This is a genomic window from Enterococcus sp. DIV1315a (assembly GCF_051712325.1).
In the GTDB taxonomy this organism is placed as follows: Bacteria; Bacillota; Bacilli; order Lactobacillales; family Enterococcaceae; genus Enterococcus; species Enterococcus faecalis.
In genome coordinates, this window is sequence record NZ_JBIOOS010000001.1 from 759,624 (window position 1) to 775,508 (window position 15,885).

Annotated in this window: 16 protein-coding genes and 1 tRNA gene; all 17 read left to right on the top strand. The window is 35.6% G+C overall.

The window, feature by feature from the left end; translation table 11 throughout:
* Positions 1-18 precede the first annotated feature (18 nt).
* The 17 genes from IGJ03_RS03680 (at position 19) to IGJ03_RS03760 (ending at position 15,779) form a co-directional block, all read left to right on the top strand.
* Positions 19-1,320, top strand: coding sequence for a DEAD/DEAH box helicase (locus tag IGJ03_RS03680; protein WP_002366395.1), 1,302 nt, complete (start codon positions 19-21; stop codon positions 1,318-1,320).
* 44 nt (positions 1,321-1,364) lie between these two features.
* A complete protein-coding gene (locus tag IGJ03_RS03685) occupies positions 1,365-4,070 on the top strand; it encodes a sigma 54-interacting transcriptional regulator (RefSeq protein ID WP_002355912.1) in 2,706 nt (901 codons plus the stop codon).
* Between the two features lie 228 nt (positions 4,071-4,298).
* A complete protein-coding gene (locus IGJ03_RS03690) occupies positions 4,299-4,616 on the top strand; it encodes a PTS sugar transporter subunit IIB (protein ID WP_002355913.1) in 318 nt (105 codons plus the stop codon).
* A 141-nt stretch (positions 4,617-4,757) separates the two neighbouring features.
* The gene (locus IGJ03_RS03695) at positions 4,758-6,221 is read left to right on the top strand and encodes a PTS sugar transporter subunit IIC (protein WP_002364646.1); all 1,464 of its coding nucleotides are present in this window, start codon (positions 4,758-4,760) and stop codon (positions 6,219-6,221) included.
* Between the two features lie 43 nt (positions 6,222-6,264).
* On the top strand, positions 6,265-6,483 hold the full coding sequence (locus IGJ03_RS03700) for a hypothetical protein (RefSeq protein ID WP_002355915.1): 219 nt from the start codon (positions 6,265-6,267) through the stop codon (positions 6,481-6,483).
* A 13-nt stretch (positions 6,484-6,496) separates the two neighbouring features.
* The gene (locus IGJ03_RS03705; RefSeq protein WP_002355916.1) at positions 6,497-6,697 is read left to right on the top strand and encodes a DUF3188 domain-containing protein; all 201 of its coding nucleotides are present in this window, start codon (positions 6,497-6,499) and stop codon (positions 6,695-6,697) included.
* Positions 6,697-7,107: a DUF3284 domain-containing protein gene (locus IGJ03_RS03710; protein ID WP_002355917.1), complete on the top strand. Its 411-nt coding sequence runs from the start codon at positions 6,697-6,699 to the stop codon at positions 7,105-7,107. The genes IGJ03_RS03705 and IGJ03_RS03710 overlap by 1 nt, the downstream gene beginning before the upstream one ends.
* 275 nt (positions 7,108-7,382) lie before the next feature.
* Entirely contained in the window at positions 7,383-7,709 is a 327-nt protein-coding gene (locus tag IGJ03_RS03715) for a PTS sugar transporter subunit IIB (protein WP_002355918.1), read from the top strand.
* Between the two features lie 22 nt (positions 7,710-7,731).
* On the top strand, positions 7,732-8,052 hold the full coding sequence (locus tag IGJ03_RS03720; protein WP_002355919.1) for a PTS lactose/cellobiose transporter subunit IIA: 321 nt from the start codon (positions 7,732-7,734) through the stop codon (positions 8,050-8,052).
* Between the two features lie 65 nt (positions 8,053-8,117).
* Complete coding sequence (locus IGJ03_RS03725) at positions 8,118-9,395, top strand: PTS sugar transporter subunit IIC (protein ID WP_002355920.1); 1,278 nt, start codon at positions 8,118-8,120, stop codon at positions 9,393-9,395.
* Between the two features lie 83 nt (positions 9,396-9,478).
* Entirely contained in the window at positions 9,479-10,873 is a 1,395-nt protein-coding gene (locus tag IGJ03_RS03730; RefSeq protein WP_002355921.1) for a glycoside hydrolase family 1 protein, read from the top strand.
* A 57-nt stretch (positions 10,874-10,930) separates the two neighbouring features.
* Positions 10,931-12,124, top strand: coding sequence for a GNAT family N-acetyltransferase (locus IGJ03_RS03735; protein WP_375804816.1), 1,194 nt, complete (start codon positions 10,931-10,933; stop codon positions 12,122-12,124).
* Between the two features lie 524 nt (positions 12,125-12,648).
* Complete coding sequence (locus IGJ03_RS03740; protein ID WP_010824491.1) at positions 12,649-13,182, top strand: hypothetical protein; 534 nt, start codon at positions 12,649-12,651, stop codon at positions 13,180-13,182.
* Between the two features lie 608 nt (positions 13,183-13,790).
* A complete protein-coding gene (locus tag IGJ03_RS03745) occupies positions 13,791-14,102 on the top strand; it encodes a hypothetical protein (RefSeq protein ID WP_010824492.1) in 312 nt (103 codons plus the stop codon).
* Positions 14,103-14,316: 214 nt separating this feature from the next.
* On the top strand, positions 14,317-15,165 hold the full coding sequence (locus tag IGJ03_RS03750) for a hypothetical protein (RefSeq protein WP_375804817.1): 849 nt from the start codon (positions 14,317-14,319) through the stop codon (positions 15,163-15,165).
* A 174-nt stretch (positions 15,166-15,339) separates the two neighbouring features.
* Positions 15,340-15,413, top strand: a tRNA-Arg gene (locus IGJ03_RS03755).
* 33 nt (positions 15,414-15,446) lie between these two features.
* A complete protein-coding gene (locus IGJ03_RS03760) occupies positions 15,447-15,779 on the top strand; it encodes a putative quinol monooxygenase (protein WP_002378143.1) in 333 nt (110 codons plus the stop codon).
* Positions 15,780-15,885 lie beyond the last annotated feature (106 nt).

The following is a 15,885-nucleotide window of genomic DNA, read 5'->3' on the forward strand; positions in this document are numbered from 1 at the left end:
CGATAGGAAAGGAACAATATGAGATTTTTAGAACAACTTCCAGAGGCTTGGCAAGAACAGTGGCAAGCTTCTGGCTTTAACGAACCATCAACAATTCAAGAAAAAAGTTTTACGCCCCTTCGCGAAGGAGAAAATGTTTTAGGAATTTCGCCGACAGGAACTGGAAAAACACTTGCTTACATGCTGCCTTTACTATTAACTGTTGAAAAAGGACAGGGAAATCAATTGTTGATTATTGCTCCGTCTCAAGAATTAGCTATGCAAATTGCTGAAGTTGCTCGGACTTGGGCTAAGCCACTTCAATTAACGGTTCAAACGTTAATCGGCGGGGCAAATGTTTCACGCCAGATTGACAAGTTAAAAAAACGTCCCGAAGTGTTAATCGGAACACCAGGTCGAATTTTAGAGTTAATGAAGAATAAAAAAGTCAAAGCTCAGTTGTTAAAAACAATTGTAATGGATGAAGTTGATCAACTTTTCCAAGAGGAAGAGCTAAGTTTAACCAAGCAAATTTTGACACACACACCAACCGAATACCAACTTGTTTTTTATTCAGCGACTGCTGATCGTGTCGTGAATCAAGCGCAATCTTTAAGCCAAAAATTACAGGTGATTGATGTGACGGAAGAAGATACTTCAGCAGGTCAAGTCGCCCACTACTTTATTCGGTTAGCACCAAGAAAAAAAGCTGATTACTTACGTCGTTTGGCCCATACAGAAGCATTCAGAAGCATGGTCTTTTTCAATCAAGTTGCTGATTTAGGTGCAGCAGAAGAAAAATTAGTTTATGAGAATGTGCCGGCTATTGGTCTGGCTTCAGATCAAAGTAAACAGTTGCGTAAATTGGCGATCGATCAATTTAAAGCAGAACGAGTGAAGTTGTTACTAACCACGGATATTGCGGCACGGGGCTTAGACTTCACAGGGGTCCCTTACGTCGTAAACGTAGATGTTCCTTTAACCGAAGAGAGCTATATTCATCGTTCTGGTCGCGTTGGCCGGATGGGTGCACAAGGGGCAGTGATTACGTTTATCAACGATGGCACCAAAAGGGATTATCAACGTTTGATGAAACAATTGGCCATTCCTTATCAGGAAATCTTTTTATATGATGGTGCACTTCATGAGCAGCCAAAAGCCAAAGATGAACTAGAAAAAAAGAACGTAGCCAAAGATACGTATTCAGAAAAAAAGAGTACGAAAGAAAGAAAACCAGAAACAGTAAATTCTGTTGTCAAAGAACCACAAGAAACACGCAAAAAGAAGAAAAACAAAAAGAAAAACACGAAAAACAAAGGAGCTCGTAAAGCGAAGAAATAACGCTTTACGAGCTTCAAGCAGAACGTTGTATCGAGGAGGATTCCATGAAATCTCGGAAGGAAGAAATCTTAGCGTTACTTCAAAAAAATGAAACTGGCTTAACGGCAGGAGCGGTAGCAGAACAGTTAATGATTGATCGCAGTAATGCCAGCCGTTATTTAAATGAATTATTCAAAGAAAAGAAAATTACTAGAAGTACTGGACGTCCTGTTATCTATTCAGTGCCAACAATCAATGAAGGAGAACAAGTCCATGTAGATGAGTCTACCTCTGTTAGTTTTGACACATTAGTAGGTGCCAATGATTCTTTAAAAGTGAGTATTCAGCAGGCCAAGGCGGCTATTTTATATCCACCAAGAGGTTTGCATACGATTATTTTTGGGAAAACAGGAACAGGGAAATCTCTTTTTGCTGAATGTATGTACCGTTTTGCCATTGATTCAAAAACCTTAGATGAAGATGCCCCTTTTGTCTCTTTTAATTGTGCTGATTATGCACAAAACCCACAATTATTATTTGGTCATATCTTTGGCGTAAAAAAAGGCGCCTATACTGGTGCGAATGAAGATAGTCCAGGCTTAATGGCAAAAGCAGATGGCGGGATTCTCTTTTTAGATGAAATTCATCGTTTACCGCCAGAGGGTCAAGAAATGCTCTTTACGTTTATTGATAAAGGCGTGTACCGTCCATTAGGAGAAAGTGGCCAAACCTATGAAGCCTCTGTTCAAATTATTGGTGCGACAACGGAATCCTCAGAAAACTTTTTAACCACTTTTAATCGGCGGATTCCGATGTCGATTACATTACCATCTTTAGATGCACGGACGCTAGATGAGCGTTATGCCATCATTTCGTTATTTATTCAGCAAGAGGCAACACGTTTGGGCCAACAAATTGATATCGAACGCGAAGCAGTTTTGGCGTTCATGTTATACGATGCAGAAGGAAATATTGGTCAGGTGAAGCGGGACTTAAAATTAGTTTGTGCTAAGTCATTTCTTTATTATCGGACGCACAATTTAGAACATTTGGTTATCCGTAAACGGGATTTGTCGTTACCTGTCCAAAAAGGATTATTAAAAATTAAAGAAGTACCTGAGCGCTTGGATCAATTTGTCGACAGTAAAAGTAATTATTTATCTTTCCAACCAGGTACCAACAAAATTGTTTGGTCGCAAGATCCAGCTAGAGACATGCAAGTTTACAATGAAATCGAAGAAAAAGTCGCTGATTTGTCCGAAGCAGACTTAGAAAATGTTGATTTAGAAGAATTGATTTCTAAAGATATGAATGCGTATTTTAAAAATTATGTCGAAGAATTAACCCAACATTCTTTACATAAGGAGTTATTACCAGAAGCTATTTGGGACTTAACGAATCGTCTTTATGATATCGCAGAAGAGCGTTTGGAACACACGTACAACGAAACAGCGCGCTTTGCCTTTGCGCTTCATTTACAAAGTACGATTGAACGTGTCAAAGAAGGTCACGTGATTGTCCATCCTGATTTAAATAATGTCCGTAAAAATATGAAAAAAGAATTTCAAGTAGCCTTAGATTTATCTTCTATTATTGAAGAAGAGAACAACATAGAGATTCCTTTCGATGAAATTGGCTTTATTAGTATGTTTTTATCTATTAATGTCGGTAAAGAAGAAAGAACTCCAGAAAATAATGTTGGTGTGTTCGTCTTAATGCATGGGGATTCTACTGCCTCAAGTATGTTGAAAACCGCCCAAGAACTTTTAGGAACGTCAATCGGAACAGCGATGAATATGCCGTTAACGATGGAAGTTCAAACAATGTATGAACAATTACGAAACCAAGTAATTACGCAAAAAGAATCGTTAAATAATGGGATTTTATTACTGACCGATATGGGTTCATTAAATTCGTTTGGAAATATGTTGTTTGAAGAAACAGGTATCCGAACGAAGGCGATTACAATGACGAGCACAATGATTGTCTTAGAAGCTATTCGAATGGCAAGCGTGGGACGAAGTTTAGAGGACATTTACCAAAATATTCAACTTTCTTTTGAAAGCGTTGTGAGAGAACAATTTCGCTCTAGTCTGCAAAAACGTCAAAACGTAAAAAAAGCAGTAATCGTGACGTGCTTTACAGGAGAAGGGGTCGCCGCAAAACTATACCAACGAATCTTACCGGTTATTGATGAAACAAAAGTGGAACTGATTCAAATGCAATTTATTGAACGAGAAACATTTAAAAAGCATATCGACAATTTGATGGAAGAATATGAAATTAAGGCCATTGCGGGCACTGTGGATGTTGAATATCAAAATATTCCCTTCTTTTCCGTCTATGATATTTTTGATGATGAAAAATTAAATGTACTGAAACGGATTGCTAGTGATGAAGTGGCGATTGATACAATTGTTCATTCACTAAGTGGCGTCATTACTTCTGTGGACTCCTTACAAAAATTAATTCTCATGTTACAAAAAACAGTTCATCAAATACAAACAGACATGCATATTATTGTTGAACCAGGGGTGGATGCCGGAATCATGATTCATTTGGCTTTTCTGGTAGATGCTTTAATTAAAGGAGAAGAAGCAAGAACTTTTCCAAACTTAGCGGAATATGTTAAAACACATCGTTTAGAAATCGATGTCGTACGCACGAATTTTATGTTAATTGAACGGGCGTATCGTGTGACGATTCCAGAAGCGGAAGTTGCGCATGTTACCCAAATGTTTTTAGAAAATGAAATTAAAAGTAAACAATAATAAATAAAAAAACATCAAGAAATGAGAAAACGCTCTCTTTTTTCTTGATGTTTTCTTTTTGTAAGTTACACACAATTTCATGTGTGTAAGCGTTTTCTTTTAGTGTGTACACGCTTTTTTTGATGGTGAAAGCTGTTATATCAGCATTTTAATAAGGAAAAAACTTGGCACAATTATTGCTATAAATAAAGTGTATAACGTCATAACTTTTAAGGAGATGAAGAAAAAATGGCAAAAAAAACAATTATGTTAGTTTGTTCCGCAGGAATGAGCACAAGTTTATTAGTAACAAAAATGCAAAAAGCAGCAGAAGATCGTGGCATGGAAGCAGACATCTTTGCAGTATCGGCTTCTGAAGCAGATACAAACTTGGAAAATAAAGAGGTGAATGTTTTACTTTTAGGTCCACAAGTTCGTTTCATGAAAGGGCAATTTGAACAAAAATTACAACCAAAAGGGATTCCTTTAGATGTAATTAACATGGCAGATTATGGCATGATGAATGGCGAAAAAGTTTTAGATCAAGCAATCTCATTAATGGGATAAGGAATTAAAACGTTTAAGAAAAGTGAATAGCAAACAAGGATAGTGCATGTTACCAAAGGTTTTATTTTGTACGCTCGATTCATTCGTTTAATGAGGCTACTGCCTTTTTAATAAATATAAATGGATACAGGAGGAATAAAAATGAACGGATTAATGGCATGGATGGAAAAATATATCTTACCAACTGCCGCAAAAATTGGTGCACAGAAACATCTGGTGGCACTAAGGGATGCTTTTATTGGTACATTACCTGCGACAATGGCTGGATCAGTCGCCGTAATGATTAACGCAATTATTCGAGATCTTCCCCAAGAGTTTGTCTCAACTTATGCGGCAAGTTTGGAAGCAGACAAAGGTATTTTTGCAGTATTGAATGTCATCATTGGGATTAATGGTTTTGTTTGGAATGGTACATTGGCTATCGCTGGTTTGATTTTCGCTTTTTCTTGGGGCTATAACTTAGCGAAAGCATACAATGTGAATGAGCTAGCTGGTGGGATTGTTAGTTTAGCTACCTTAATTTCAGGTGTTGCTTTTGCACCAAATAACACAGCTGAATTAGCTGTGAAAGTGCCAGAAAAGATTGCCAACGCAATTAATGGGGCAGAAATTGGTGCGTCAATTGCTAATAATCAATTGACTGTCAATCCATGGGGTTGGTTAAATCTCAACCATCTAAATGGTAACGCTTTCTTTACGGTGATGATTATGGGCGCTTTATCAACCATTATTTTTTGTAAATTAATGCAAGCGGATTTAACAATAAAAATGCCTGATTCTGTTCCGCCAGCAGTTTCAAAAGCGTTTGCGGCAATTTTACCAGCAACAATCGCATTGTATGTCGTAGCAATTATTAACTTTACGGTGTCAAAACTTTCAGGCGGTCAATTATTAATTGACTTAATTCAAAAATATATCGCGGAACCGTTCCTTGGGTTATCACAAGGACTAGGCGCTGTGTTAATCGTAACAGTTTTTGTTCAAATTTTCTGGTTCTTTGGTATTCACGGGCCAAACGTTTTGGCACCAGTTCTTGAAGGCATTTGGGGACAAGCACAATTAATCAATATTGATATTTTCCAAAAAGGTTATGAAGGAAAAACAGGAACAGCTGCGGTTTTAGCCGCTATTGACGACGGTAAAGCCTACATGTGGGTCCGTGGTTCGTTTGATGCTTTCGCTTGGTTTGGTGGTTCAGGCGGTACAATCGTCCTAATTATTGCAATCTTGTTATTCTCCAAACGAGCAGATTATTTAACAGTCGGTAAATTATCATTAGGACCTGGGATCTTTAATATCAATGAACCGATTATGTTTGGTTTACCAGTTGTTCTTAATCCAATTATGTTTATTCCATTTGTAATTGCGCCATTAGTTGCTACTACAATTGGCTGGGTTGCAACGTATCTTGGGCTAGTCGCCCCAGTTTCTCAACAAGTCGCATGGGTGACACCGCCGTTGCTATTATCTTTCTTAGCGACAGGTGCCGACTGGCGCGCACCAATCGTAGCGTTGGTATGTATGGTAGTCACTTTCTTGATTTGGACACCGTTTGTTATCGCTGCTAACAAAATGGATCCTGCATTAGGCGAAAGTGAGCAATAGGCAATAAAAACAGCAATTACTTGTATAGAAAGGAGCGAGCGGCATGATTTCGATTGCAAGTGCAATGAAGCAAGAGGAAATTATTACTTTATTAGAGGCATATCAAGGGGAAAATGAAACATTTACTTTTAAAGAAAAGAATGGTATTAAGTTATTTTTTGAAGTTGAAGGAGACCCTGAAACTGCTGCACAAGTAGCAAAACAGCTGATTAAGGAACAACCTTGGGGAGGCGTTTTATACTTCCAAGCAACGGTAGTCTAAAAAGATAGGATGGATGAAAATGATTAGAAATGGATTATTTTTATGTAGTATTGGCTTCTTGATTGTTTTGTATTCGTTGAATCCCAGCTCCTTAAACTATGATTTATTAAGTCTGACAACGGGGATTTTTTTCATTGGACTTGGTGGTTACCTGTTTTTTAAAGGAAAAAAAGTTGCTGAAGAAGAGGCGACAAAGGATGAGGTGAAACGGTAATGGAAATTACGAAAACATTAACTATTTCAGCAGATGAATTTTACACGCAATTAATGAATTCTGTTATTTTTGATATCCGTAAGCAAACAGGCAAAACTCTTACAAGAAAGCAGTTGCGTAAGTTTGAATATATCAAAGAATATAGTAAAAATAGTCGCGCGAAAATAGTTATTGAAGAAGCTGTAGAAAATAAGACCTATCAATTTCGAACATCCACAACTAAAAATGATTTCTCGGTGCGGTATGAGCTCCAGCCAATTGATGAAAAAAGCTGTGAACTGCGTTATACAGAAACAATGGTTTCTTATGGGGCGTTACAAAAACTGAATGATGCAGTATTAGGTATCTTTTTAAGTTATTTTAAAAAGAAACAGTTTTATAAAATGCTTAAAATGATGGAAACTGCTTAAAGGGAAAAAGTGGCTTTTGTCCAGTTGATTCTCTTCAGCTTTAGAAAGTGAGCGATGAGTCGTTTCGACTTATCGCTCACTTTTTTTTGTTGCCCTATTGTTTTGGAAACGCACACAAAAAAGCTGTGTGTAATCGTTTTATTTTTAGTGTGTACACGCTTTCCATGTTGAAAAACGTTGTCATATCAAGGTTTCCAATGTGTTAAAACTTGGCACGCTTCTTGCTTATATAAAGGTGTAAAGCAAAACAAAGAGAATTTAGGAGATGAAGGAAAATGGCAAAAAAAACAATTATGTTAGTTTGTTCCGCAGGAATGAGCACAAGTTTATTAGTAACAAAAATGCAAAAAGCAGCAGAAGATCGTGGCATGGAAGCAGACATCTTTGCAGTATCGGCTTCTGAAGCAGATACAAACTTGGAAAATAAAGAGGTAAATGTTTTATTATTAGGCCCACAAGTTCGTTTCATGAAAGGGCAATTTGAACAAAAATTACAACCAAAAGGGATTCCTTTAGATGTCATTAACATGGCGGACTATGGCATGATGAATGGCGAAAAAGTTTTAGATCAAGCAATTTCATTAATGGGATCATCAAACTAGAGCAGAAAATGGGGTAGAGGTAATGGACGGACAACAGAACTTAGAAGCAATCATGGGTTTAATCATGTATGGCGGAAATGCTAAAAGCGATGCAATGGAAGCGATTGCCGCAGCAAAATCGGGGGATTTTGAATTAGCAGACAAAAAAATTGCAGATGCAGAAGAATCACTTGTACATGCACATCATTCGCAAACAGGAATGTTAACAGAAGAAGCAAAAGGCAATAACATGCAAGTAACATTGTTAACAGTGCACAGTCAAGATCATTTAATGACTGCGATTGCATTTACAGATTTAGCAAAAGAAATTATCGATCTTTATCGCCGTATTGATAACGAGTAATCTCGTTGTCAATGCGTCTTATAAGAAAAACGCGCTTGAGAAAGCGTTAATTAGGAGGAATAACAATGGACGGATTTGTTCAATGGATGGAGAAACACTTTATGCCGAAAGCGTCAGTAATCGCAGCGCAACGGCACTTGGTAGCAATTCGTGACGCGTTTGTCGTAACGATGCCATTAATGATTTTAGGGGCTTTGGCGGTATTAATTAATAATATTCCAATTCCAGGATATGAGGACTTTTTAAACAAAATTTTCCCAATGATGTATAACGATGCACCAATTTGGAAAAGCTTTGGTGGTAACATTTGGAACGGTACATTCGCAATCTTTGCCGTTTTAGTAGCCTTTTTAGTAGCACACAATTTAGTTAAATCTTATGGAAAAGACGGCATTGCAGCCGGTACAGTTTCTGTAGCTTCATTCTTCGCAGTTGGCGGCTTAGAAGGCATGGGCGCAACTGGATTATTTATTGCTTTGATTATTGCACTTATTTCAGGAGAACTATTCCAACGTTTATCTGGCAATCCTAAATTAGTTATCAAAATGCCTGATGGTGTACCACCAGCAGTAGCAAAATCATTTGCGGCATTATTACCAGCAATGATTACAATCAGTTTATTTAGTTTAATTACATCAATTCTATTTGCTTTAGGAATTGACAATATCGTTATTTCATTCTATGAAGCAGTTCAACAACCATTTATGGGACTTGCAAACAGCTACCCATCAGCATTATTGTTAGCTTTCATTACACCATTCTTATGGTTCTTTGGTTTACATGGTGCCAATATGGTTGACCCATTAATGCAAACAATCAACGTACCAGCGATTGATGCGAACATTAAAGCTTTAGAAGCAGGTAAAGCAATTCCTTATATTGTAAACAAACCTTTCTTTGATTCATTTGTAAACTTAGGTGGAACAGGAGCAACATTAGGTCTGTTAATTGCTATCTTTATCGTAGGTCGTCGTAACAAACCATACAAAGTCATCACAAACTTAAGTTTAGCACCAGGACTATTTAATATTAATGAACCAGTCATGTTCGGTTTACCAATTGTTTTAAACCCAATTATGTTTATCCCATTCATTTTAGTCCCAATGGTTCTTGTAACTGTTGCGTATGTGGCGACAGCAACTGGTTTAGTACCAGCTGCAACCTTTATGCCACCTTGGGTAACACCACCAATTATTGGCGGATTTTTAGCAACGAAGAGTATCGCCGGCGGAGTTTTAGCAGCTGTTAACTTATTGATTTCTATTTTGATCTACATGCCTTTCGTAAAAGTAGCAACAGATCAATACTTGAAACAAGAAGCAGCCGCAGAAGCAGCCGAGTAAAAAATCGAAGGATTGAATCGTCCGGACTCTTACGGAGGGTTCAATCCTTTTTTTAATGATTAAATCGTAAAGGAGCAAACAACATGAAATATCAATTTCCAGAAAATTTTTGGTGGGGTTCTGCAGCCAGCGGTCCTCAAACAGAAGGCGTTTTTGAAGGTGATGGTAAAGGTCAAAATATTTGGGATTTTTGGTATCAAGAAGCGCCAGAAAAATTTTTTCAACAAGTCGGTCCAGATAAGACCTCACAATTTTATAAAAAATACCAAGAAGATATTCAGTTAATGAAAGAAACGGGACATAACTCTTTTCGAACATCCATTCAATGGAGCCGTTTAATTCCAGATCCTACAACAGGAAAAGTCAATCAAACAGCAGTTGATTTTTATAATCAAGTGATTGATGATTTATTAGAACACGGGATTGAGCCCTTTATGAACTTGTATCATTTTGATATGCCGATGGTACTTCAAGAAAAAGGCGGTTGGGAAAGCCGTGAAGTGGTTGATTTGTATGTTGACTTTGCCAAAACCTGTTTTGAATTGTTTGGCGATCGCGTGAAAAAATGGTTTACGCACAATGAACCAATTGTACCAGTTGAAGGTGGTTATCTCTATGGCTGGCATTATCCTGATAAAGTGAATCTAAAAGAAGGGATTCAAGTACTCTATCATGAAGCTTTAGCTAGTGCCAAAGCGATTGCCGTCTATCATTCTATGAACTTATCAGGTGAAATTGGCATTATTTTAAACTTAACGCCGACTTATCCTCGTGATGAGCACAACGAAGCCGATGTAAATGCGGCTAAATTTGTCGATGGTTTCTTTAACCGTTCGTTTTTAGACCCGGCTGTTAAAGGTCATTTTCCAGAAGATATGGTTGCTTGGGCGAAAGCAAATGACTTATTGCCAGAAACAACGCCAGAAGATTTAGCAATAATTGCTGAAAATACTGTGGACTTATTAGGAGTAAACTACTATCAACCACGTCGTGCCAAAGCAAAAGAAACACCTGTTGAAACACGACCAGAAGGCTTACTTCCAGAAGATTTTTATGATGTCTACGATATGCCTGGCAAAAAAATGAATCCTTACCGTGGCTGGGAAATCTACGAAAAAGGTATTTATGATACATTAATGAATTTAAAAGAAAATTATGGCAACATTCGCTGCTACATTTCAGAAAATGGCATGGGCGTAGAAGGAGAAGAACGCTTTGTCAATGAACAAGGAGTCATTGAAGATGATTATCGGATTGAATTCGTGCAGGATCACTTGAAATGGGTGCATCAAGCGATTCAAGAAGGTAGTAATGTTCAAGGATATCATATGTGGACGTGTATGGATAACTGGTCTTGGCTTAATGCCTATAAAAATCGTTATGGCTTCATCGCTGTGGATTTAGATGATGACGCGAAACGGACCATTAAGAAAAGCGGTCGTTGGTTCAAAGAAATGACAGCAAATAACGGCTTTTAGAAAGAGAACCGTTTCTGTGATAAAATGAATTGATACAATGTGCGAGGAGGAAAGAAAATGACAACTAAAAGAGTCAAAAAAATGGGCAAAGAAGAAATGAAAGAGATGTTTGATCTTGTCATCTATGCTTTTAATCAGGAACCCACGGCGGAACGCCAAGAACGTTTTGAAAAATTGTTGTCACATACGCAAAGCTATGGCTTCCTAATTGATGAGCAATTAACAAGTCAAGTGATGGCGACACCTTTTCAAGTGAATTTCCATGGTGTCCGCTATCCCATGGCTGGAATTGGCTATGTGGCTTCTTATCCAGAATATCGTGGTGAAGGCGGCATCTCTGCTATTATGAAAGAAATGTTGGCTGATTTAGCGAAACAAAAGGTTGCCCTTTCTTACTTAGCACCGTTTTCATATCCATTTTATCGTCAATATGGCTATGAACAAACATTTGAACAAGCGGAGTATACAATTAAAACGGAAGATTGGCCACGTGTTAAACGAGTTTCAGGTACCATTAAACGAGTTTCTTGGGCTGACGGTAAAGAGGTCATTAAAGACGTATACCTTGAAAATCAAAGAGCGCACTCTGGTGGTGTGATCCGTGAAACTTGGTGGCTGGATTATACGCTGAATCGTGCCAGTAAACCAAATAATCAAGCGATATATTATTCGTCAGAAGGGAAAGCAGAAGGCTATGTGATTTATCGGATAGCTGCTGGCACCTTTGAAATCGTAGAATGGAACTATTTAACTAATACAGCTTTTAAAGCTTTAGCTGGGTTTATTGGCTCACATAGTGGTTCCGTTCAATCGTTCCATTGGATTAATGGTTTTGCTGGAAAAGATTTAAATGATTTAATGCCAACGCCAGCAGCTTCTGTAAAAATTTTACCTTACATGATGGCACGAATCGTTGAGTTACAAACATTTCTGGAAAAGTATCCATTTCAATCAGGAGAAAAAGAAACGTATTCTTTAGAGATTGAAGATTCCTATGGGCCATGGAATGAAGGCATTTGGACAATCACAATTGACGAACAAGGAAAAGCAACAGTGACTAAAGGTGCTGTGGAAAAAGAAGGGACTGCTGCTTTGAAAGCAGATATCCAAACGTGGACGCAACTATTCTTGGGCTATCGTTCAGCAGAAACGTTATCTTTTTATGAACGCTTGCAAGGAGATGCAACGACAGTTCAACGTTTAGGCCAACGTTTAGTCAAAGGCATGCCAATTTTAGAAGATTATTTTTAAAAGTGTGTTTATTCGCAAAAAATGACAGAACCTACTATAATAAAAATGTAAAAAGAATTATTTTAGAAAGGTGATGGGGACAATGGCGAAAACGAAACAAGAAAAAGTTGCACGCAATAATAAAATTGGGCAATATATAGCTATTGCGACAGGACTTTATTATTTAGGAAAAATGATTCTTGATCGGCGGCAAAAAAAATAATAGATAAACGAACGACGTGTTTCACTGAAAGAAAGTATCTCGCATAATTATTTATGCAGGATACTTTCTTTTTGTCTATTGACAGATGTAGTGAAGACTTCTAAAAAAATACATGTTGTGGAAAGGAAAAGGCTTTTATAGAGATAAAACAAAAACTGTCAAGAAATGAATTTAAGTATTATCCGGCAGAACCCAAGGTAAACCTCTCCGAATATTGGTAATATTCTCGGCGTAAATATTATAACTTTATGGCGTATAGAAGAAATAGTAATAGTAACTTCTATATTTTTTGATATACTTATTAAAGTAAGGAGAGGAAAGTATGAATATAAGTATAGATTTAGGCAATTTCTGGGAAATGCTGAGCGGGTTAGGTACATTTGGAGCGGTTTGTTTATCAATGTGGATTGTTAGAAAAGAAAGCAAAGTGAAAATTCGCTTACTATTGAAAGAAGAACTCAAAAAAAATAAAGATAACCATAGTTCATTTAGTAATGGTGATAGTTTATTAAAAATATGTGCATATAATTCTGGAAAAACAACCGTAGGAATTGCTTTTATAGGTTTTGGTGTGGGAACTAAAAAGAAATCATTTTCAATAAAAAATCTCATGAAAAATAAAAAGGAAATAAAAACTTATATTAAATATGTAGATCAAATATTTGATATACCTAAATTGGAATTGATAGAACCAGGTCGTATTACGGAAGAATATACTATAGATAAATTGTATTTATATAATACAGGCAGAAAATATGTTGAAGAAAGTGGAAATTTAAAAGTGTATGCAGAATTTTTAGATTTCAACGGAAAACAGTATATAAAAGAAATTGAAATCGAAAAACCTGATCTTTAATTGGAGGAGGTACTTTTGTGTAGAATTCTACATTTTAGAGATAGCTCCTAACATTTGTCGTTACGACAGTAAATATATTTTATTCTACATACTATAAAGGCAAGCACAGAAGAATACAAAATAAGTATTCTAAAAATAGAAAACAATATGTATGATAATAGAAATCGCTGGAGACGTAGTAACGCTACTTAGAAAGTATCCTTATTCAAAAAGAGGTTTGAGATAATAGTATACGAGGCTATAATAAGGTTTAAGAGGACATTTTAATTTAGTAATAGCTGTGTTTTAGATGGAACTATAAATGAGGATTCGAGTTTGAAAGAATTGTAAAACACGATCAATATGTTATTAGTTTTTATCAGATTTTAGATGAATATACTGAAGAATATAGAAAGCTAAATAATAACTTAATATGAAACAGAGTTCTTTAGAAGCATCTATTTGGTATAGAGATATTTGTCTATGAATTTAACCATAAGTATTTAAGTAATAATCGTTTAGTACAAATTTTTATTATATTGAGTGAGTATGCCTTTGTTACTAAAAAACTTAGGTTGTTTTCGTGGATTAATTAAATATTTTAAAATTATTCTATATAGGAGGCAGTTATGAATTATGATGATGAATTGTTTTTTGTAGAGCATTTAGTATCAAACGTAGATACAGAATTGTATCTTATTCAGAGAAAAAAAGATGGAGTACAGTTAAAGCTACATGTGGGTGGAACTGCGTATCGAGTTGTTGATTTAAACAGTAATATTCAGAAGTTCTTAAAAAAACAAATAGAGTATGGAAAAAGATTGATAGATATTTTGAATGAAGATGCAGAAGTTGTAATTAAATCATTTGATGTTGAAAATAACATGTATAAACCATTAAATGATGAGCTGCTTAAAACTATCACAAATAAATTTAAGTAAACAAACGATTAATATAGCTATACCCCATTCAAAATGTAAAATGAATTTTAAAAATTTTTAACTTAGCACGTCCATTATGGTCGTGTTTTTTTATAATTTGTATCACTTTCTATTGTTGAAGAGTGTCAAATTATTCGTTGAAATATGCAAATTTGCATTTTATTTTATTGTATATAAATTGTTATAATTCAAACAAAAAGGAGTTTATAAAAAAGTGGATAAATACTGGGATATTTTTAAGGCACTATTTTCTATTGGTGCAGTTGGTACTGGTCTGAAATTCTTGATAGATAGAATTTGGTCTACGGATATAGAATTTGATTTAGAAAACAACTATGGTCGAGCATTTCGAGAATTGTTTAATTATGTTTTATTTACTTCGTACGTACTATTCATAGGAGCGCTACTGTTTTCTTATATGTTAGGTGATTTTTTTGGAAATAAAAAAATTGATGTAATTACTGGAGCTCATTATAGTTTTAATCAAATAGAATTAGACAAACTTTTAAAATTAAGGTATCGAAAACTACTCTATCTACTTTGTATATCATTAGCATCATTGATTTTTGGTATATATTATGCATTAAGAAATTTTTGGTATTATAATTATAGAAGAAGATCATATGTACTATTGGGAGGAGAAACTTATTTTGTTAAAAAAAGGATTTTAAAAAATAAAGTACTATTAACGAATGATAAAGGAAAATATAGGATTATAAATTTAGAGAATTTAGAGAAAACGGACTTTATAAAGGAAACATCTAGTGAACGTAATAATAAAAGGTATATCTCATATTATAATAATTTTCAGAAAAGAAAAAAATGGAGTGAAAAAGATGTATTAAGCAAGATATTTTTTATACTTCTTCTTTTATTTGTTGGAGTAATTATATATTTGTTTGATGTCATTCAAGAACACAATATTTTTTATAGAGTGGGCTTGGGAGTTATGTTTTCTGTGGTTGCTCTTTATAATTATTATCAATACAAATGCGGAAAGAAAAAATTAGAACATATGCAAACAGTTCATTTTATTTTATCTTTTTTACCTAAAAAAGAATAAAAAAATATTCTATTAATTATGTTTTTAAAAGACTATTGGTGTGGTGGATTTGTCTGTGTAAAGGTCTGTATCTTTAGTCAAAACTATGTGTATTTAATGGAATAGGCTAGTTTGCAAAATCCTATTGTATCAAGTAAAATGAGACTGTATATTGTTAATTAAACAAGGTACTTTGTTCTCGTAGCTCAGTAGGATAGAGCAACCGCCTCCTAAGCGGTAGGTCGCTGGTTCAATTCCAGTCGGGAACGTAAAAAGGCAAGTAAATTTAGGGGGGAAGACAGATGGCGATTACTATAAATATTTATTATAGTGGGACAAATGGAGGTGCAAGAGAATTTGCCAAAGAAATGATTGCCAGCGGAATTGTAGAGGCGATTCGTGCAGAAAAAGGGAATAGTCGCTATGAATACTTTTTTCCAATGGACGATGAAGAAACAGTTCTGCTGATTGATAGTTGGACAGATCAGGAAGCATTAGACAAACACCACGCTTCTCCAATGATGACCCGTATTATGGAACTTAGAGAAAAATATGATTTGCATATGAAAGTAGAAAGATATGTATCAGATGTAACAGACCCCTTGACAAAAGATGCCGCGTTTATAAGAAAATAACTAGAGTGCAATCATTGATCTTAAAATTTAGTGCTAGAAATATCAGCCGTTTCGACTGATGTTCCTAGCACTTTTTATCTTGTAAGGATGAATCATTTGTTACACA

What these genes read in the sequence shown, in the direction of transcription:
- IGJ03_RS03680 (WP_002366395.1), top strand. Translation starts at nt 19, where the DNA reads ATGAGATTTTTAGAACAACTTCCAGAGGCTTGGCAAGAACAGTGGCAA.
- IGJ03_RS03685 (WP_002355912.1), top strand. Translation starts at nt 1,365, where the DNA reads ATGAAATCTCGGAAGGAAGAAATCTTAGCGTTACTTCAAAAAAATGAA.
- IGJ03_RS03690 (WP_002355913.1), top strand. Translation starts at nt 4,299, where the DNA reads ATGGCAAAAAAAACAATTATGTTAGTTTGTTCCGCAGGAATGAGCACA.
- IGJ03_RS03695 (WP_002364646.1), top strand. Translation starts at nt 4,758, where the DNA reads ATGAACGGATTAATGGCATGGATGGAAAAATATATCTTACCAACTGCC.
- IGJ03_RS03700 (WP_002355915.1), top strand. Translation starts at nt 6,265, where the DNA reads ATGATTTCGATTGCAAGTGCAATGAAGCAAGAGGAAATTATTACTTTA.
- IGJ03_RS03705 (WP_002355916.1), top strand. Translation starts at nt 6,497, where the DNA reads ATGAAAATGATTAGAAATGGATTATTTTTATGTAGTATTGGCTTCTTG.
- IGJ03_RS03710 (WP_002355917.1), top strand. Translation starts at nt 6,697, where the DNA reads ATGGAAATTACGAAAACATTAACTATTTCAGCAGATGAATTTTACACG.
- IGJ03_RS03715 (WP_002355918.1), top strand. Translation starts at nt 7,383, where the DNA reads ATGGCAAAAAAAACAATTATGTTAGTTTGTTCCGCAGGAATGAGCACA.
- IGJ03_RS03720 (WP_002355919.1), top strand. Translation starts at nt 7,732, where the DNA reads ATGGACGGACAACAGAACTTAGAAGCAATCATGGGTTTAATCATGTAT.
- IGJ03_RS03725 (WP_002355920.1), top strand. Translation starts at nt 8,118, where the DNA reads ATGGACGGATTTGTTCAATGGATGGAGAAACACTTTATGCCGAAAGCG.
- IGJ03_RS03730 (WP_002355921.1), top strand. Translation starts at nt 9,479, where the DNA reads ATGAAATATCAATTTCCAGAAAATTTTTGGTGGGGTTCTGCAGCCAGC.
- IGJ03_RS03735 (WP_375804816.1), top strand. Translation starts at nt 10,931, where the DNA reads ATGACAACTAAAAGAGTCAAAAAAATGGGCAAAGAAGAAATGAAAGAG.
- IGJ03_RS03740 (WP_010824491.1), top strand. Translation starts at nt 12,649, where the DNA reads ATGAATATAAGTATAGATTTAGGCAATTTCTGGGAAATGCTGAGCGGG.
- IGJ03_RS03745 (WP_010824492.1), top strand. Translation starts at nt 13,791, where the DNA reads ATGAATTATGATGATGAATTGTTTTTTGTAGAGCATTTAGTATCAAAC.
- IGJ03_RS03760 (WP_002378143.1), top strand. Translation starts at nt 15,447, where the DNA reads ATGGCGATTACTATAAATATTTATTATAGTGGGACAAATGGAGGTGCA.